This window comes from Paractinoplanes abujensis, assembly GCF_014204895.1.
GTDB classification, from domain to species: domain Bacteria; phylum Actinomycetota; class Actinomycetes; order Mycobacteriales; family Micromonosporaceae; genus Actinoplanes; species Actinoplanes abujensis.
Map to the genome: position 1 here is coordinate 3,164,838 of NZ_JACHMF010000001.1, position 18,891 is coordinate 3,183,728.

At 72.2% G+C, this 18,891-nt stretch carries 14 protein-coding genes; 2 read left to right on the forward strand and 12 right to left on the reverse strand.

The window, feature by feature from the left end:
• Window positions 1–39: 39 nt before the first annotated feature.
• The 11 genes from menC to BKA14_RS14375 all read right to left on the reverse strand — a co-directional run bounded on the left by menC (window position 40) and on the right by BKA14_RS14375 (window position 16,576).
• Entirely contained in the window at window positions 40–1,146 is a 1,107-nt protein-coding gene (gene menC, locus BKA14_RS14320; RefSeq protein WP_184951428.1) for an o-succinylbenzoate synthase, read from the reverse strand.
• Window positions 1,143–1,964, reverse strand: a complete 822-nt coding sequence (locus BKA14_RS14325) for a GNAT family N-acetyltransferase (RefSeq protein WP_184951429.1) — start codon at window positions 1,962–1,964, stop codon at window positions 1,143–1,145. Before BKA14_RS14325 ends, menC begins: the two co-directional genes overlap by 4 nt.
• Complete coding sequence (locus tag BKA14_RS14330) at window positions 1,957–3,054, reverse strand: M20 family metallopeptidase (protein WP_184951430.1); 1,098 nt, start codon at window positions 3,052–3,054, stop codon at window positions 1,957–1,959. Before BKA14_RS14330 ends, BKA14_RS14325 begins: the two co-directional genes overlap by 8 nt.
• Before the next feature lies 1 nt (window position 3,055).
• Window positions 3,056–6,304 (reverse strand): serine hydrolase, encoded by a 3,249-nt coding sequence (locus tag BKA14_RS14335; RefSeq protein ID WP_184951431.1) that lies wholly within the window; start codon window positions 6,302–6,304, stop codon window positions 3,056–3,058.
• A gap of 817 nt (window positions 6,305–7,121) precedes the next feature.
• Window positions 7,122–8,729, reverse strand: coding sequence for a PucR family transcriptional regulator (locus BKA14_RS14340; protein ID WP_184951432.1), 1,608 nt, complete (start codon window positions 8,727–8,729; stop codon window positions 7,122–7,124).
• A 25-nt stretch (window positions 8,730–8,754) separates the two neighbouring features.
• Entirely contained in the window at window positions 8,755–9,498 is a 744-nt protein-coding gene (locus BKA14_RS14345) for an ABC transporter ATP-binding protein (protein ID WP_184951433.1), read from the reverse strand.
• Window positions 9,486–10,853 carry a serine hydrolase domain-containing protein gene (locus BKA14_RS14350; protein WP_184951434.1) on the reverse strand — a complete coding sequence of 456 codons (1,368 nt, stop codon included), beginning with the start codon at window positions 10,851–10,853 and terminating at the stop codon, window positions 9,486–9,488. Before BKA14_RS14350 ends, BKA14_RS14345 begins: the two co-directional genes overlap by 13 nt.
• Complete coding sequence (locus BKA14_RS43910) at window positions 10,850–13,375, reverse strand: dipeptide/oligopeptide/nickel ABC transporter permease/ATP-binding protein (RefSeq protein WP_239093267.1); 2,526 nt, start codon at window positions 13,373–13,375, stop codon at window positions 10,850–10,852. Before BKA14_RS43910 ends, BKA14_RS14350 begins: the two co-directional genes overlap by 4 nt.
• A complete protein-coding gene (locus BKA14_RS14365; RefSeq protein WP_184951435.1) occupies window positions 13,375–14,358 on the reverse strand; it encodes an ABC transporter permease in 984 nt (327 codons plus the stop codon). The genes BKA14_RS43910 and BKA14_RS14365 overlap by 1 nt, the downstream gene beginning before the upstream one ends.
• A gap of 12 nt (window positions 14,359–14,370) precedes the next feature.
• Window positions 14,371–15,918 carry an ABC transporter substrate-binding protein gene (locus BKA14_RS14370; protein WP_184951436.1) on the reverse strand — a complete coding sequence of 516 codons (1,548 nt, stop codon included), beginning with the start codon at window positions 15,916–15,918 and terminating at the stop codon, window positions 14,371–14,373.
• 97 nt (window positions 15,919–16,015) lie between these two features.
• Window positions 16,016–16,576, reverse strand: a complete 561-nt coding sequence (locus tag BKA14_RS14375; protein ID WP_184951437.1) for a TetR/AcrR family transcriptional regulator — start codon at window positions 16,574–16,576, stop codon at window positions 16,016–16,018.
• Window positions 16,577–16,648: 72 nt separating this feature from the next.
• On the opposite strand from BKA14_RS14375, the gene BKA14_RS14380 reads away from it, so the two are divergent.
• Both BKA14_RS14380 and BKA14_RS14385 read left to right on the forward strand, forming a co-directional pair.
• Window positions 16,649–17,470, forward strand: coding sequence for an SDR family NAD(P)-dependent oxidoreductase (locus BKA14_RS14380; protein ID WP_184951438.1), 822 nt, complete (start codon window positions 16,649–16,651; stop codon window positions 17,468–17,470).
• Between the two features lie 53 nt (window positions 17,471–17,523).
• Complete coding sequence (locus tag BKA14_RS14385; protein ID WP_184951439.1) at window positions 17,524–18,096, forward strand: dihydrofolate reductase family protein; 573 nt, start codon at window positions 17,524–17,526, stop codon at window positions 18,094–18,096.
• Here the strand turns inward: BKA14_RS14385 and BKA14_RS14390 are convergent.
• A complete protein-coding gene (locus BKA14_RS14390) occupies window positions 18,081–18,800 on the reverse strand; it encodes a helix-turn-helix domain-containing protein (protein ID WP_184951440.1) in 720 nt (239 codons plus the stop codon). The two genes, BKA14_RS14385 and BKA14_RS14390, sit on opposite strands and share 16 nt — an antisense overlap.
• Window positions 18,801–18,891 lie beyond the last annotated feature (91 nt).

An 18,891-nucleotide genomic window follows, 5' to 3' on the forward strand; every position in this document is an offset into this window, starting at 1 on the left:
AGCCCGCGGACGGCCCCGATACCCCGGTTCGCCAGGAGCTTAGAGCGGCAGCCACTCCATGCTCGTGGTGATCTCGGCGAGGATCTCGGGGATCGGCTCGACGCCCAGGCCGGGCCCCGCCGGCACGGGCAGGTGGCCGTCCTCGAGCACGAACGGTGCGGTGACGTCCGTACGGAAATAGCGGTCCGACCCCGACGTGTCGCCGGGCAGGGTGAAACCGGGCAGGGCGGCCAAAGCCACGTTGGCCGCCCTGCCCAGGCCTGTTTCGAGCATGCCGCCGCACCAGACGGGGATGCCGTTGGCGACACACACGTCGTGGATGCGGCGGGCCTCGAGGTAGCCGCCGACCCGGCCCGGTTTGACGTTGACGATGCTGCACGCGCCCAGCCGGATGGCGTCGGCGGCGGCACGGGCCGACACGATCGACTCGTCCAGGCAGATCGGGGTCCGCACGCGGCGGGACAGCTCGACGTGACCGAGCACGTCCTCCTCGTCCAGCGGCTGCTCGATCAGCAGCAGGCCGAACGGGTCGAGCGCGGCCAGCAGCGGCGCCTGCCCCACCGTGTACGCCGTGTTCGCGTCCACCTGCAGCAGCACATCGTCACCGAAGCGCTCGCGGACCGCCCGTACGGGCTCGACGTCCCAGCCCGGCTCGATCTTCAGCTTGATCCGGACGTAGCCCTGCGCGAGGTAGCCGTCGACCGCGTCGAGCAGCTGGGGGATCGAGTCCATGATGCCGACCGACACCCCGCACGGCACCCGGTCGCGGGTGGCGCCCAGCTCGCGGGCGAACGAGCGGCCCTCGGCGCGCAGTTCGGCGTCGAGCACCGCGGTCTCCAGTGCGGCCTTGGCCATCCGGTGACCCTTGAACCTGTGCAGGGCCGGCGCGACGGCGGTGGCCGCGGCGGGTCGGCGGGCGGCCAGCGCGGGCACCAGGTAGCGGCGCAGCACGTCGGCCGCGGCCTCGACGTATTCGCTGGAGTAAAGGGGGTCGCTCATCGCGACGCACTCGCCCCACCCCTCGGCCTCGTCGGTGACGGCCCGCAGCAGCAGGACGTCGCGCTCGGTCTCGGTGCCGAACGACGTGCGGAACGGCGCCACCAGCGGCATCTTGATGCGGCGCAGCTCGATCCCGGTCAGTTTCACGCGTCTGCCCTCTCCACCACATACCAGCCGGCCCGGTCGAAGCCGGTCACCCGGGCCCCGCCGTCGATCAGGGAACCGAGCACCTCCCGTACGGCGACCCGCCAGCGCCGGGCACACGCCACATCGGTGCGGCGCAACGACTCGATGTCGGACGGCACCGCGACCAGCACCGTCCGGCCGGTGACGGGGCGCGGGACCGGGTCGCCGTCGGGCCCGCGGTCCAGGGCGACGGCCGCCCCGGTCAGGTCCGGCGCCGGCAGCGGGCCGTGCGGCGCGGTCAGGTCCCAGCGCATCAGCAGCCGGTCGGTGTCGTCGGCGCCGTTGATGCCGTCGGTCATGGCGCCGTAGAAGTGCGGCAGATACTGCACCGGGCGACCGCCCAGTTTGACCATGTTGAAGTACGCGTTACGGCTGACCAGCGGATCGAAGGTCCAGCTGATGGTGTGCACGCCCAGGTCGAGCGCCCAGGCCCGCTGATGCAGTTTGAGGGCGTAGCCGATGCCCCGGCCGTGCGCGGCCCGGCCGACCCCGGCGATGTGGCTGTGCATCTCGCGGCGCCCGGGCGGTCCGAAAAAGGCGATGCAGGCCCCGACCATGCCGCCGGCGTCGAACGCCCCCGCCACGTAGTTGCCGGCCTTGGTCATGGCGCGCAGCAGGTCACGGGTGACCGGCGGGTCGGCCGGGTCGGACCGCCAGATGCTGTCGAACAGCCGGCACACGTCGTGCAGCTCGGCCAGCTCGGTCAGGACACGGATCTCGACCCCGGCCGCCCGGGCCGCCGCGTCGGCCGCCGGGGTCGGGCTGAGCAGGTCACTCACTGCCGGTCACCTCTCCCACCAGCGCCGCGACCAGCGCCGCCCGGCGCGGGATCTCGGCGACGACCACGTGTTCGCCGGGGGCGTGCGCGCCGCCGCCGACCGCGCCGAGCCCGTCCAGGGTAGGCGTGCCGGCGCCGGCGGTGAAATTGCCGTCCGAGGCGCCGCCGACCGCGGCCCGGCCCAGCGGGGGCAGGCCGAGCCGCACGGCGACCGCCTCGGCCCGGGCGTAGAGGGCTTCGGACGCGGCGGCCTCCAGGGGCGGGCGGTTGGGGCCGCCCTCGATCGTGATCCGGGCACCCGGCAGCACCGGGGCCAGCGAGGTCAGGGCCACGTCGACGCGCCGCTGCTCGGCGGTGGTGCGGGCACGCACGTCGACGGCGAACTCGCCCCGGGCGGGAACGGTGTTGGTGGTGGTGCCCGCGGTCATCCGGGCCGGCACCACTGTCGTGCCCAGGGCTGGGTCGGCCAGGGCCTGCACGGCGAGCACCTGGTGGGCCAGTTCCACGGTGGAGTTGACGCCGGCCTCGGGTTCCAGGCCCGCGTGCGCGGCCCGGCCGGTCACCCGTACGGCGTACAGGGAAACGCCTTTGCGCTCGGTCTTGAGGGCGCCCCCGTCGGCCGCCCCCTCCAGCACCAGGGCCGCCGCGCATCCGGCGGCCTCCTTCTCGATCAGCTCCCGCGACGTGGGCGAGCCCAGCTCCTCGTCCCCGGTGATCAGCACGGTCACCCCCGCGCGGTTCGTGAGTGCCGCCACCGCGTGCAGGGCCTGCACCACGCCCGCCTTCATGTCGAAGCAGCCCGGCCCGCGCAGGGTCTCACCCGTCACCTCGTACGGGTGGTGCGCGAGGGAACCGATCGGCCACACCGTGTCATGGTGACCCAGCAGCAGCACCCGCGGCGGGCCGTAGCCGAAACGCCACCGCAGGTGGGTACGCCCGTCGATCACGATCCGCTCCGGGTGCGCGCCGAGCCGGCGGTGACCGATCGCGGCCAGCACCTCGGCGCTGCGGGCCACGGCGGCCCGGTCGTCCGAGGGCGACTCGCAGGTCACCAGCTCCCGCAGGTCGGCCAGCATTTCGCGCAGGTCCATCTCAGCTCACCTTCGGGGTCGCCCGCACGCCCAGGTGCAGGTAACGCTCGCCGGTGGGCAGCCGGTAGAAGTACACCGGGAACCACGTGTCGCTCTGCGGCATCCGTACGAGGAAAAGGTCGTCCTTGACGGCGACCAGGGGCAGCTCGTGCACGGGCTCGGGGGTGAGCTCGGCCAGCGGCCCGGTCTGGGTCATGCGCAGAGTGGGACCCTCCAGGACCTCGAGGCGCGTGCTGGCCCGCTCGTAGGTGCCCAGGTGGGGCGTGATGTCAACCGCGACCGGCGGCGACGGCGGCGTCAACGGCCGGGGCATGGTCACCCCGGCCACCTCGGCGAAGATCTCACCGAACAGGTCCTGGTAGAGGTCGCGGGCACCCTCGCCGTTGGTCAGCAGGGTCACAGCCAGGTCCTGATCGGGCAGCAGGCGCAGGAACGCGGACTGGCCGATGGTGTTGCCGTCGTGGCCGATCAGCCGGTGCCCGTCCCAGCCGAACCGGATCCAGCCCAGCCCCCAGGAGTCGCCCAGCGTGTACTTCTCGGGCAGCTCGACCTGCTCCTCGGCCATGGCGGCGGTGCCGGCCGCGCTCAGCACGTCCCCGCCGCCGTTCAGGTGCATCCGCGCGAACGTCAGCAGATCGGCCGCCGTCGAGTTGATCAGACCGGCCGGGCCGAGGGCGCGCGGCAGCATCCAGACCGGCGCCACCTGCGGGCCGGGCACGTGACCGGTGGCCGCCCGGTGCAGCAGGGCCTCCTCGGGCAGGGTGCCGGTGCGGCGCAGGCCGAGCGGGGTGCTGATCCGATCCCGTACGGCCGCGTCCCAGGTGCCGCCGGTGAGCTTCTCGATCACCCGGCCGGCCAGGGAGAACCCGGAGTTGCAGTACGACCAGGTGGCGCCGAGCGGGTGGTTCTGCGCGACGTCGGCGAGCCCGTCGACGTACTTCTCCAGGCAGTCGTCGCCGCGTCCGGTGTCGGTGAAGACGTCACCGTCGATGCCGCTGGTGTGGGTGAGCAGATGCCGCATGGTGACCTTGGCCGCCACACCGGAGTCGGCCAGGGTCAGCTCGGGCAGCACATCGGCGATCGGCGCGTCCAGGTTGAGCTTGCCCTCGTCGACCAGTTGCTGCACGAGGGTGGCGGTCCAGACCTTGCTGATCGAACCGATCTGGAACACCGAATCGGTGGTGACGGCCACGCCGGTCTCGACATTGAGCACCCCGTACGCGGCCTCGACCAGCTCGTCCGTTCTGGAGATGCCCAGCACCGCCCCCGGCACGCCGTGCCGCTCGGCCAGCACGTTCAGGCGCCGCTGCCAGTGCGCGGCGTCCAGCGGCTTGCGCCCGGCGCCGGTGTGCCGCTGCACCCACTCGGCGATCCGCCGGTTGAAGTCGGCGCGCTGCGACGGCGGGCCCTCCACGATCAGCAGGTGCGAGCCCTCCGGGTAGAGCACCAGCTCGGCCGGGACGCCACGCTCGCGCAGCGCGGTGTGCCACTGCTGGGCCTGACCGACCGGGCAGCGCAGGTCGGCCGCCCCCTGGATGATCAGCGTCGGGGTGGTCACGTCGGCCACCCGGGTCAGCGGGGACATCGCGGCGTACCGTTCGGGCGCGTCCCACGGGCGTCCGCCGAGCTCGATGTCGGCCAGCAGATGCCCGTCGTCCGACGAGCCGGCCATGCTGGTCAGGTCGCTGACCACTCCCCCGGCCACGGCGGCGGCGAACCGGCCGTCGGTGGCGGTGAGAAAGCAGGTCATGAAGCCGCCGTAGCTGTACCCGGCCACCGCCAGCCGCGCCGGGTCGGCGAGGCCCTCGGCGACCAGCTGATCGAGCGGTTCGAGGAAGTCGCGGGCGTCGGCCTCGCCCCACGCGCCCAGGGCGGCGTTGAAGAACTGCTCGCCGTAGCCGTCGCTGGCCCGCGGATTGACCAGCAGCACCGTCCAGCCCCGGGCGACCAGGTGCTGGTGATACAGGTGGATGTCGTCGGCGGCGCCGTTCCACGCGTTGTGCGGGCCGCCGTGGATGTCGAGCAGCAGCGGCCCGGCGCCGGTGACCTCGGGGTCGCGCAGCAGCCAGCCCTGCACGACAGTGCCGTCCGAGATCGTGAACTCGCGCTCCTCGCGCACGAACAGCTCGATCTCGTCGTTCGTGAGTTCGGTGTGCACCGTTTCGGCGTTCGTCCCGGTGTTCACCGTGACGATTTCCCCGTACGAGGTGGGGGTGGCCAGGACGATCGCCGCGGTGTCACCGGCCGTGGACAGGCCGGCCACCACTCGTCCGGCGCCGGCCACGACCGGGCGGGGCTCACCGCCGTCGGTGCCGACCGCGTACAAATGCGAACAACCCTTGTCCCGTACGCAGAAAAGCACCTCGCCGCCGGCGAACCGCGGCACCGCGCCCGGGTACGCCGGCCCGCCCGGCATCACGTTGCGGTCGAGGCCCGCGGCCAGGTCACGCACCGGGCCGCCGTCGAGCGGCACCAGGAGCAGACGCGCGTGGCCCCGCGGAGCGCCCGGATAGCCGACCACCACCAGCGCGTCACCCTGCGGCGTCCACACCGACGGACCGGCCACGCCGCCGGCCAGACCCACCACGACCGGGCGGGCCTTGAGGTCGGTGACGTCGAGGACGTGCAGGGGCGCACGGAACACCAGGTCGGCGTCCGGCGCGGTGGCCGCCGCGAACGCGAGCCGGGTCGAGTCGGGCGACCAGGCCGGGTCACCCGCGTGCCAGTCGCCCTCGGTCACCTGCCGCAGCTCACGGCGGCCGACGTCGAGCACGAACAGGTGCTTGCGCAAGTCACGCAGCCAGCCGGCGCCGTCGGCCTGATAGTCGAGACGCTCGGTGACGATCGGGTCGCCCCGCCCGGCCCCGGTCGTCGCGACGGCCGCGGCGAAGGCGATTTTCGTGCCGTCCGGGCTCCACACCGGCGCGCCCGCACCCGCGGGCAGGTCGGTGGCGGCCTCGGCCTCACCCCCCGCGGTGGGCAGCAGCCAGATCTGGGCCGGCCCGTCCTCACCACGCAGGAAGGCGAGGTGCGCCCCGTCGGGCGACCAGGCGGGTGACGTGTCGGCCGCCCCCCGCGTGAGCCGCCGCGCGCCGTCGTCGTCGGCCAGCCAGATACTGCGGGTGACCCGATCGGCCTTCTCGTCGTTGGCCCGGACCACGTACGCGATCCGTCCACCGTCCGGGCTCAGGGCGGGCTGCTCCGGCGTAGTCACCGACATCAGGTCATCGATCTGCGCACGACGTGCCACGGTTCCCCCTCGCCTGACGACTTCTTAGCGCGAAGCCTGCCCGCCCCCAGGGCCCCGTGTCATTGTGCAAGCCAACGAGTCCAAGGCGTTCAACTCGTCCGCCCGCACGTAACTCCAGAACGTGCCCACCCCGAGCAAGCCGCGCACCCCACCGCCGCCACCCCATGCGCACCATCGCGCAACCACCCAGCGCCGCTGCTTGGACGCACACCATCGCGCAACCACCCAGCTCCGACGCACACCATCGCGCAACCACCCAGCTCCGCTGCTTGGACGCGCACACCCAGCGCCGCTGCTTGGACGCACACCATCGCGCAACCGCTCAATGCCGCGCGCTACTCCGCCGTCGACCAACGCGCAATCAACCAACGCCGCGCGCTACTCCGCCGTCGACCAACGCGCAATCAACCAACGCCGCGCGCTACTCCGCCGTCGACCAACGCGCAATCAACCAACGCCGCGCGCTTCTCCGCCGTCGACCAACGTGCAACGCCGCGCCACCACTCATCCGCCGCGCCCAACGCACAACAATGCGCAACCACCGAGCGCCGTCCATCGCCGATATCCGAGCACCATCCGGCGCCGCCGACCAACACTCAACTCCGCGCACTACTCGCCCGCTGACGCCCGGCGCACAACAATGCGCAATTACTTGGCGCCGCCGTCCCGATGCCCTCCATCAGGCAGATCAATCAGCCGCCGTCCGATTGCACAACACCGCGCAATCACTCGGCGCCGTACGACGCTGCGCGAGCATTCCGCGCTGCGCGTGGGCAGGAAGCTGCGCGTCTCGGTGCGCGATGGGGGCGGTCGGGGGTCAGACGGAGAAGACGCGTAGTTGCAGCATCGCGCCGAAGCGGGCTTCCGGGTCGGTCAGGTCGAGGTCGCCCACTTCGGCCAGGCGGCGCAGGCGGTAGCGGAACGTGTTGGGATGCACGTGCAGTGCCGCGGCGGCGGCTACGGCGTCGCCGAACGCGTCGAGCCAGGCGGCCAGGGTCTCGACCAGGCTGGCGTGGTGTTCGGCGTCGTAGGCGATCAGCTTGGCCAGCGGCCCGGTCGGCGCATCGCCGCGGGCCGCGATCAGATCCCGCAGTTCCAGCACCATCGCCTTGGTGTAGACGTCACTGAGCCGGGCCACCCGTAGCCCGCAGCCGGAGCGCAGCACCCGCAGCGCGCGGTCGGCGCCGGCCCGGGCCGCGGCCAGTTCGGCCACGGTGGCGGCGGGCGGGCTGACCCCGATCAGGGCGGGCACGCGGTCGCCGACCCGGTCGAGGAATTCGCTCGCGACCCGGGTGGCGCGTTCGGAGGTGGCCACCGGCAGGAGCCCGTACGCGACGTCGCCCAGCAGCGCCACCGCGCTGCCCGCGTGCACGGCGCTGAGGTGCATGGCCAGCGCGTCGGTCAGCCGTTGCCGGTCGGCGGCCAGCCCGGAACGGTCGGCCGTGCTCTCGGGCGCGGCCGGGGCCAGGGCCAGCACGATCAGGGGCTGGTCGGCCAGGCCGAGGCGGGCCAGCGACTCGCGGGCGCCGGTGCCACCTTCGAGGGCTGTGCCGACCAGGTCCGTACGGAGGCGGCGTTCGACGTCGGCCCCGGCGCGCAGCCGCAACATGTGCAGCGCGACCAGCTTGGCGGCGTCGCTGAAGGCGCGGGACCGGTCGGGGGTGAGCGGTTCGTGCACGGCGGCCCAGATCGAGCCGAGGAATTCGTCGCCCGCGCGCACGGCCACCGCGACGCGAGGCACCGAGAACTCGTCGGGCGCGGTCTCCGGCGGGGCCACGAACACCGGTTCGGCGCTGCGGTGCAGGTCGCGCAGCACCCCGGCCCGGGAGAGGATGCGGGCGAACCGTTCCGGCACCTGACGGCCCAGAATGGTCTCGACGCGTGACGGGTCGGCCTCCTCCTGACGGCCCGAGAAGGCCAGCACCCGCGAGTCGGGGTCCTCGATCGTGACCGGCGCGTCGACCAGCGCGGCGACGGCGTTGGCCAGCGCGAACAGGTCGCCCGAGGGCAGCCCGCCGAGCATCTCGGGGCCGGCGTCACCGACGTCGCCCTGGCTGAGCATCGAGCGCAGCAGCGCGGCCAGCTGAGCCCAGGAGGCGCCGCGGGTCAACGCGAGCAGCGCCACCCCGGACTCCTCGGCCGCGACCCGCAGCTCGTCACCGCCGGGCACCGGGGCCCGTACGATGAGACCCGCCGCACCCTGCGGACCCAGCGCACGCAGCAGAGCCGCGATCTCGGCGGGTTCGCGCAGGCCCACGCCGAGCACGAGCGCGGGCGAGGGCAGATGCGGTTCGTCGTACGGGTCGTGGATGGCGATCCCGGCGATCGGCTCGGTGGACAGGGCCTGGCCGTGCACCAGATCGAGCAGCGTGGCCCCGAGGTCGTCGAGGACCCGCCCGAGACTGGCACGCGGCAGCTGGCTCATGCCCGTCGAGCCTAGTGCCATGCGATCAATTCCCGAGCGGTGCGCCGGGACGCGGGACAGCTTCGAGCAGTTCGCGTGTGTATTCGTGGCGCGGGTTGAGCAGTACCTGCTCGACCGGGCCGTACTCGACGATCCGGCCGTGGCGCATCACCGCCACGATGTCGCTGACGTAGCGCACCACGGCCAGGTTGTGCGAGATGAACAGCATCGTCAGCCGCATCCGGCGCTGCAGCTCACGGACCACGTTGAGCACCGTGCCCTGGATCGAGACGTCCAGGGCCGAGGTGATCTCGTCGGCCACGATCACCTCGGGCCGGCCGGCGAGGGCGCGGGCCAGCGCGACCCGCTGCCGCTGCCCGCCGGAAAGCTCGTCGGGGCGGGCGCCGGCCCGGTCCGCGGCCAGGCCGACCAGTTCCAGCAGCCGGGCCACCTCGGCCCGCCGGTCCGCGCCGCGCGGCATCGCCTCGGCGATGGAGGCGCCGATGGTCATCCGCGGGTCGAGCGCGGAGTACGGATCCTGGAAGATCATCTGCAGCGGCCGGGTCTTGAGCGTTGGCACGGGCCGGCCGTCGAGCAGGATCCGGCCCGCCGTCAGGGGCGCGAGCCCGACCGCGGCACGGGCCAGGGTCGACTTGCCCGAGCCGGACTCGCCGACCAGCCCCACCACCTGCCCGGCCGGCACGACCAGGTCGACGCCGTCGACCGCGAGCGTGCCGTGCCGGCGCGAACCGAACCGCACCGACACGCCCTCGAAGGTCAGCTCGCGCATCGCGGGGTCGCCCTCGCGCCGAAGTGCACGTACTTCTCGCCGGTGGGCAGCTCGTAGAAGGTGGCGGGCACCCAGTTGCCGGTCTCCGGGTCCTGGCAGACGAACAGGTCCGGCGCCACCGCGACCATCGGGTAGTCGACCGGCTCCTCCTGCAGCAGCTCGGCCATCGCGCCGGTGATGCTCAGCCGCATGACCGGGCCGTTGGCGCCGACGTTGATCTCCTGACGGATGCTGGCCCGCTCGTACGTGCCCACGTACGGGTCGACGTCGACGTCGACGGGCGTGGACGGCGGGCCGAGCGGGTGCGGGACGGGCACCCCGGCCAGCTCCGCGAAGACCTCGCGGTACAACTCCTCGTACAGCTTGGCGCCGTTACCGCCGTTGGTCAGCAGCGCGACCGCGACGTTCTGCTCGGGCAGGATGCGCAGAAACGCGGCCTGGCCGATGGTGTTGCCGTCGTGGCCGATCAGCCGGTGGCCGTCCCACAGCGCGCGTTCCCAGCCCAGGCCCCACGAGTCGCCCAGCGTGTGCTTGTCGGGCAGCTCGACCTGGTGCTCGGCCATCGCGGCGGCGCTCGCCTCGCTCAGCACCCGGGTGCCGTCGGGCGCGACCCCGCCGGCCAGGTGCATGCGCGCGAACTCCAGCAGGTCGGCCACGGTCGAGATGATCGAACCGGCCGGCCCCGCCGACCGCGGGATGGCCCAGACGGGCGCCACGGTCTGCTTGCCGTCGTGCGTGACATGCCCGGCCGCGGCCCGGTGCAGCAGTGCCTCCTCGGGCAGGGTCATCGTCCGTTCCAGCCCGAGCGGCGTGACGATCTTTTCCCGTACGGCGGCGTCCCACGTGCCGCCCGTGAGCTTCTCGACCACGCGGCCGGCCAGCGAGAACCCGGAGTTGCAGTACGACCAGGTGGCCTCGAGCGGGTGGTTCTGGGCGGCGTCGGCCAGCCCCGTCACGTACTTCTCCAGACAGTCGTCGCCGCGCCCGGTGTCGGTGAAGATGTCGCCGTCGATGCCGCTGGTGTGGGTCAGCAGGTGCCGCATGGTCACCTTGGCCGTCACCCCCGGGTCGCTCAGCCGCAGCTCGGGCAGCACATCGACCAGCGGCGCGTCGAGCTGCAGCTTGCCCTCGTCGACCAACTGCATGACCAGGGTGGTCGTCCACACCTTGCTGATCGAGCCGATCTGGAACAGCGAGTCGGTGGTCACGTCGACGCCGGTCCGCAGGTTCAGGACCCCGTACGCGGCCTCGCCGATCTCACCCTCGTGCAGAATGCCCAGGGTCGCCCCCGGCACGTCATGCCGCTCGGCGATCTCAGCCAGGCGCCGGGTCCAGTGTTCGACATCAATGGTCATCCTCGTTCTCCTCCCAGGGAAGCGGCGGGCCGATCGTCCTTCTCGTCATCCGGCACGACGTCGTGGTCCGGAACCGTCCGGTTGTCCGGCACGACGTCGTCATCCGGCACGACGTCGTCGTCCGGAACCGTCCGGTTGTCCGGCACGGCCGCCGGCGGGCCGGCCGGGGCTGTCCGGTTGCCGGGCACGGCTGCGGGGGCCCGGTCGGCGTGCCAGCAGGCGACCCGGCGTCCGGCGGCGTACGAGGCCAGCGGCGGGTCTGCGCGCCGGCACTGCTCGGTGGCGAGCGGGCAACGCGGGGCGTACGGACACCCCACGGGCAGGTCGTGCGGGTCCGGCGGCCGGCCCGGAATGACCGCCAGCGGGGCGTCGCGGTCGGTCGTCATGTCGGGAACGGCGGCCACCAACGCCCGCGTGTACGGGTGGCGGGCATCGTGCAGCAGGGCATCGGTGGGCACGTCCTCGACCACGCGGCCGGCGTACATGACCAGCACCCGGTCGCAGACCTGCCCGACCACCGTCACGTCGTGACTGATGAACAGCAGCCCGACGTCTTCGGCGGCACGAATGTTCGCGAGCAACTGCAGAACCTGCCGCTGCACAGTCACGTCGAGCGCCGTGGTCGGCTCGTCGGCGATGATCAGCTTCGGGTTGGCCATCACGCCCATGCCGATCATCGCGCGCTGGCGCATACCGCCGGAGAACTCGTGCGGCAGCTGCTTGGCGCGACGCTCAGCATCCGAGATGCGCACCGCGGACAGCCGATCGACAGCCCGGCGCCAAGCCGTCCGCCGATCCACCCGCTGATGCTCGCGAACAACTTCGGCCAGTTGCCGCCCCACCCGATGAACAGGATTGAGCGAAGTCATCGGATCCTGAAAGACCATGGCCAACGAGGTCCCCAACATCCGCCGCCGCTCGCTCGCGCTCAGCCCCGGCCCCGCACCCAAACGCTCACCCTCACGCGAACGCTCACCATCGCCCGAACGCTCACCATCACCCACCTGCTCGACGCCGCGCGCACGCTCACCATCGCGCACCTGCTCAACGCCGCGCAGCCGCTCACCATCACCCGACTGCTCAACGCCGCGCAGGCGCTCACCATCACGCAACTGCTCGGTGCTGCTCGGACGCTCGGAATCGCGCGACTGCTCGACGCTGCTCGAAAGCTCACCATCGCCCGAACGCGCAACTGCGCGCGACTGCTCGACGCTGCCCGCATGCTCACCACCGCGCAACTGCTCAACGCCGCGCAGCCGCTCACCATCACGCAACTGCTCGACGCTGCGCGAGCGCTCATCGTCGCGCAGGTCGACGCCGAGGAACTCCAGGCGGTCGGCGGTTACCCGGCCGGGGTGTTCGATCAGTTGGGCGATGGCGAGCGCGGTCAGGCTCTTGCCCGAACCGCTTTCGCCGACGATGCCGATTGCTTCGCCGGGGCGCATCGTGAGGCTGACCCCGCGTACGGGGGTCACCTCACCGGTCGCCGTGGGGAAGCCGACGCGCAGGTTGCGCACCGCCAGGAGCGGCTGATCGGCAGGAGGCGGTTCGGGTTGCGCCGCCGGCGGTTCGTGGCCGGGGGCCGTCCCGGTGTGCTTGCTCGTGTGTGACGCGCGCACACCGATCGCGCGGGCGACGGCCTCACCGGACAGGTTGAACGCCATCGCGGCCAGCACCACGGCCACCCCCGCGGCCAGGGCGCCCGCCGGGTGCACGTAGATCTGGGCCAGCCCCTCCCCCAGCAACCGCCCCCAGTCGTAGCTGGGCGCCTGCACGCCCAGCCCGAGGAACGACAGGCTCGCGAAGGACAACAGCGCGCTGCCCAGCGCCATCGTGGCCGAGACCACCAGCGGCTCGGCGATGTTGGGCAGCACGTGGCGGATCAGGATGCGCATCCGCCCGATCCCGGCCACGCGGGCGGCGGCGATGAAGTCCCGGCTGGAGATACCGGCGGCCATCGTCTGGGTGAGGCGGGCGAAGCCGGGTGCGGTCGCGAAACCGATCGCCAGCACCGCACCGCGCGCGCCGACGCCGAAGATCACGGCGAAGAACAGCGCGAGCAGCAGCGACGGGAAGGCGACGGCGATGTTGATGAACGCGCTGATCCAGCGGCCGACCCAGCGACCGAGCCGGCGTTCGCCGCCGCGGCCGAGCAGGGTGGGCGCGGTGCCGAGCACGAGCCCGGCGGTCACCCCGATCACGGTGGCCAGCAGGGCCAGCCCCACCGACAGGCGGGTGGCGACCAGCACCCGGGCCAGAATGTCGCGGCCGAGCAGGTCGGTGCCGACCGGGTGGGCCGACGACGGGCCCTGCAGGATCTCGGCCGACTGCACCGCCTCCGCGCGGTCCTGCCAGATCAGCGGGGCCACCACCGCCAGCACCAGCACCGCGAGCAGCAGCACGGCGGCGGTGATCCCAAGCGGGCTGCGCAGCGCGGCCGGCCACCGCCGGGCCGTGGGCGCCGGCCGGGTGAGCTCGATGGCCATCAGGTCTTCGGGGGCACCGTTGAGTGGGGCGGCCATCAGCTCTCCCGGATCGCCGAGCGCGGATCGAGCAGGGCCAGCGCCACGTCGACCACCAGGTTGATCAGCAGCACGCCGATGCCGTAGACGAGCACCACGCCCTGCACCGTCGGGTAGTCCTTGGCCAGGATGGACTGGACGATCGTGCCGCCCAGCCCGGGCCAGGCGAAGATGTTCTCGACCAGCACGGTGCCCGCCACGAGCGCGCCCAGCAGCAGGCCGCCGATCGTCAGCGTGGCGGTCAGCGCGTTGGGCAGGGCGTGCCGCAGGTAGACGGCCGTGGAGCGCAGACGTTTGGCTCGGGCCGTACGGATGTAGTCGGTCTGCATCACCGCGAGCAGTTCCACCCGTACGATCCGGGCCAGCATGAAGGCCGGGCCGATGGCCAGTGACAGCACCGGGAGCACGTACGAGTCGGGGCCGGAACGGCCGGCCACGGGGAGCCAGCCCAGCTGGACGCCGAAAACGAACACCAGCCCCACCGCCATCAGGAACTCGGGGATGGTGGCGACGACGACACCGGTCGAGGTGAGGAACCAGTCCCCGCCGCGGCGCCGCCCGTGCCGGGCCAGCACGGTCATCAGCGTGCCCAGCGGCACCGAGACGACGACGGCCACGGCGAACGCCAGCAGCGCCATCTCGACGGTGGAACCGAGCCGGGCCGAGATCACCTCGCTCACCGGCAGCCCGGACGTCATCGAGACGCCCAGGTCGCCGGTCACGAGGTGGCCCAGGTAGTGCAGGTACTGCAGCCACAGCGGGTCGTTGAAGCCGAGCGCCTCGCGCCGCTGCTCGATCAGCGCGAGCGGGGCGGTCGGGCCCAGCGCCGCCCGTACGGGATCGCCAGGAAGCACGTGGATCATGAGGAACGCGGCGGTCACCAGCACCCAGACCGACACCACGAGCCGCGCCGCCCGGCGCAGGCCGAACCGTACCCACGGGTTGTCGGCCAGGGTCACCGGCCGGGACGCCACGATCGTCATGTCAGCCTCCGGTCAGCCCAGCATGCGGATCGACGACGGGTCGACGTCACCTTCGGAGAGGTTGAACTCGACCCCGTTGCCGATCGACGGCGCGTTGGAGTTGGCGAACGGCACCAGGTCCAGATTCGACACCACCGCCTTCTCGGCCGCGGCCCACTGCGCACAACCGCTCTCGCCGGTCAGTTTCTGGGCCTCGGTGACCGCGGCGACGTATTCCTTGTTGTCGAAGGCGGCGAAGTTGGCCCCGTTGGGCGGAGTCGGTCCGGACAGGAACGAGATCAGCTGGCTGGGCAGCGTCACGCCGATCGGGAACAGCGCCACGTCCCAGGCCAGCTGACCGGCGGCGATCTGTCCGACCTGCGTGGTCGTCACCGACTTGAGTTCCACCTGTACGCCGGCCGCCTGCCACTGCTGCTGCAGGAGCTCGGCGGCGGCCTGCGCACCCGGGTTGCCGGTGTTGCCCCAGGCCACCACGAGCTTCTTGCCGACGGCCCCGGTGGCGGCCAGGGCCGTCTTGCCTCCCGCGGCGTCGAAGGCCGGCAGGTTGCCGGTCACCGTGTCGCCCTTGCAGGGGGTCATCGCCGGGGCGACCAGGCCGGTCGCCGCGGTGCCGCGGCCGCTGGTGAAGACCTGCTGCATCTGGTTCAGGTCGACCGACTGGATCAGCGCCTTGCGCACGGCCAGGTCGGCGGTCGGCAGCCCGGCCTTCTGGTTGAACCAGAGCTCGCCGGTCGGGGCCAGCACGTCGCGCTTGAGGAACTGGTCGCCCTGCAGCCGGGCGGTGTCGGGGCCGGTGAACCGGGCCACGTTGACCTCGCCCGAGAGCACCAGGTTGGCGGTGGTGGTCTCGTTGGTGATGACCCGGATGACCACCTTGTCGGGCAGGCCCACCGTGTCGGCCTTGTAGTCGCCCGGCCCCCACGCGTACTCCTTGCGCCGGGTCAGCGTGTAGTGATCGTCCGGCACGGCCTCGGTCACCGTGTACGCCCCGGTGCCTTCGGACGCCTGCTTGAGCGTGGTCCGGTCGGCCAGGCCCTTCTCGCAGACGATCGGCAGGCCACCCAGGTTGCGCTCGAGGAACGCGTCGGGCGTGGGCGAGGTGACGCTGACCGTGCCCGCGGTGTCGTCGGCGGTGGCCTTCGCGCCGGCCGGCACGTAGAGGCCGATCCGGGTCGAGGAGTTCTTGGGGTCGCCGACGAAGGTGATGTTCTTGGCCACCGTGGCCGCGGTCAGGGGCGTGCCGTCCGCGCAGGTGATGCCCTTGCGCAGGGTGAAGGTGGCCGCCGTGCTGGTCGACTCCCACTTCTCGGCCAGACCGGGCAGCGTCTTGCCGTCCGGCGCGAACCCGAGCAGGGAGTCGTACAGGAATCGGTCGACCTGGCCGGTGACTGTCAGGGACGTGAAGTGAGGATCGAGGTTGCCGGGGTCGCCCGCGACAGCCATCGTGAACGTCTTGCCGTTGACGGGCTGGCGGCCGCTCGCGCCGCCCCCGCCGTCGTTACCGCAGGCGGCCGCGAGCACCACAGTGCCCAGCGCGGCCGCGTATCGCCAAGCCTTCATCGTGCCTCCACGTGCTGCGTGTCACAGCAGCCTGCCGAGCACACGGGTGCCTTGTCTTTGGTGCCGCCGACAACATGACACCGGTCCAGTTGTCGGTTCAGACCAGGCGGGCCACTGCCCTTACCACGGCCGTACGGCGGTCGGGTTGCCCGCCCATTTCGGCCGACGCCGCGAACTCCGGGTTGAGCGAGTTCCACGAGGCGGCCATGGACTGGATGAGGGTGAGCAACTCGGCGGGGGTGAAGTCGGGGCTGAGCCGGCCCTCGGCCTGCGCGGCGGCCAGCGCGGCCAGGCGGTCGTGGTTGGCCGCGTGCACCACCGCCAGACCGGGGCCGTGCGGGCGCTCCAGGCGATACCACATGGTCAGGCGCTGGGCGTGCGGGTGCTCGGCGAAGTAGTCGAACATGCGGCCCGCGTATCCCGGCAGGTCGGCGGCGTCGAAGCGTACGGACTCGAGGGTTTGCTGCGCGCTGGCCGTGAACACGATGTCGAACAGCCTGTCCTTGTTGCCGAAGTAGGCGTAGATCCGTTCCTTGCTGCTCGCCGCGCGCTCGGCCACCCGGTCCATCCGCGCGCCGGCGATCCCGTAGTTCGCGAACTCGGCGGTGGCGGCGGCGAGGATGCGGCGGCGGGAGTCTTCCGGATCACGTACGGCCATGCTTCCGGACTCTACCAACCTACTGGTTGGTTGGCTAACGTGGAACCAACTAGCTAGTAGGTAGGAGTCTCGATGTCTCGCACCTGGTTCATCACCGGCAGCTCGCGCGGCCTCGGCCGGGAACTGACGATCGCCGCGCTCGACGCCGGCGACAACGTCGTGGCCACGGCCCGCCGGCCGGAACAGCTCAAGGATCTGGCCACCGATCGCCTGCTGCCGCTCGCGCTCGACGTGACCGACCCGGCCGCCGTCGCCGCCGCCGTGGCCGCCGCCGTCGACCGCTTCGGCCGGCTCGACGTGGTCGTCAACAACGCCGGCTACGCCAACTCGGGGTCGATCGAGGACACCCCGATGGACGACTTCCGCGCGCAGGTGGAGGCCAACTTCTTCGGCGCGGTGCTGGTCACCAAGGCCGCCCTGCCGATCCTGCGGCGGCAGCGCTCCGGCCACTTCCTGCAGTTCTCGTCGATCGGGGGCCGGGTCGGCGGCACCGCGGGCAACGCGGCCTACCAGGCGGCCAAGCACGCCCTCGAGGGCTTCTCGAACGTGCTCAACACCGAGGTGGCCCCGCTCGGCATCAAGGTCACCATCGTCGAGCCAGGCCCGTTCCGCACCGGTTACGGCTCGTCGATGCGGTTCCACCCGGTGAGCCCCGGCTACGAGCAGACGGTGGGCACGGTCAACGACTTCCGCCGGCAGAGCGAGGGCACCTGGGCCGGCGATCCCGCGCGGGCCGCCCGCATCCTGGTCGACATCGTCGGCCGGCCCGAGCCGCCGCTGCGGCTGCTGCTGGGCGCGCAGGCCGTCGAGATCGCCGCGAAGGCCTCAGCGGAACGAGCCTCGGAGGCGGACCGGTGGGCCGAGGTGAGCCGCTCGGCCGACTTCCCCGCGTAGGGGTGTCGTTTTCGTCCAAGACCGTGCGGTGATCGGCTTCTACGCTTGGGGGCATGCGAGAAATTGTGTACACGGGGTTCATGTCGCTCGACGGGGTCGTCGACTCCCCCGGCGGGGCGGTGGAGGGTCACCGCAGCGGCGGCTGGGTCTTCCAGGACATCGAGTTCGTGCCCGAGGCGTGGACGATCAAGGGCGAGGAGCTCGAGGAGACCACGGCCCTGATGTTCGGCGGGCGCAGCTACGAGGCCTTCGCGGCCGTCTGGCCCGGCTCGGCCGACCACGTCGCTTACAAAGACCTTCCCAAGTACGTCGTGTCGAGCTCGCTGTCCGAGGACGCGCTGGTCGACGGGTGGGGCCCGCAGACGGTTCTGCGCTCCACCGAGGAGGTCGCCGCGCTGAAGGAGGGCGAGGGCGGCGCCATCTTCGTGCACGGCAGCGCCGAACTGGCCCGGCGGCTGTCCGAGGCGGGGCTGATCGACCGCTACCACCTGCTGGTCTTCCCGGTGCTGCTGGGCGCGGGCAAGAGCCTGTTCAGCCGGGAGGACAACGACAAGCGCACGCTGACCCTGCGCTCGTCCGAGGCCTACAAGAACGGCATCCTCAAGCTGATCTACGACGTGAACTGATCCGCCGCCTGCTCCAGGTTGAGCGAGATCGCGCCGCCGGCGCCCTCGCGCAGCTGTTTCGAGGTGCGGCCGACGTAGCGGCGCAGGGCCCGGGCCAGGTGCGGCTCGTCGAAGTAGCCGAGACCGGTGACCACGTCGGCCACCGGGGCGGCGGCAGCCAGCCGGGTGGCGGCCTCGGTCACGCGTTCGATCTGGTGGACCGTGCCGCGGGTCAGCCCGGTCGCGGCGCGGAAACGGCGTTCGAGGGTGCGCGGGGTGACGTCGGGACGGCCGCCGCGGCGGACCTCGGTCACCAGCGGGTCGCGGACGATCGCACCCGCGCGGACCAGGCGGTCGACCAGGGCCTCGGCGTCGTCGGGGCCCGGCGTCTCCCAGCGGTCGCCGGCCAGGCGGAAGAACCTGCCGGTGGCGTCGGGCAGCTCGAGCCCGCCGTCGACTAGGGCCGCCGTGGGCACGATGCGCAGCGACGTGCCCACGGCGAAGTCGATGCCGACGAACGTGGCGCCCTCGGGCACGGGGGCCGCGCTCGGGCCGGTCTCGGGGCCGGTGACGGCCGCGTACGAGCGCCCCTGCCGCTGCCAGAACACCAGGCCCCAGTGCACCCCGGCGACGGAGGTCATCTCCGTGACCCGCTCGCTCGTGCAGGTCCAGACCTCGCTCACCCACGGCGAATCGGACCCGCGCGCCTGGAACCGCAGCTGCATCGTCGAAGCGTACGGGAAACCGGCTTTGTTGCATCGACGTTTCCGAATGGTTGACAACGCTGTCACGCTCGCTCACGCTCATGGGAGCGCT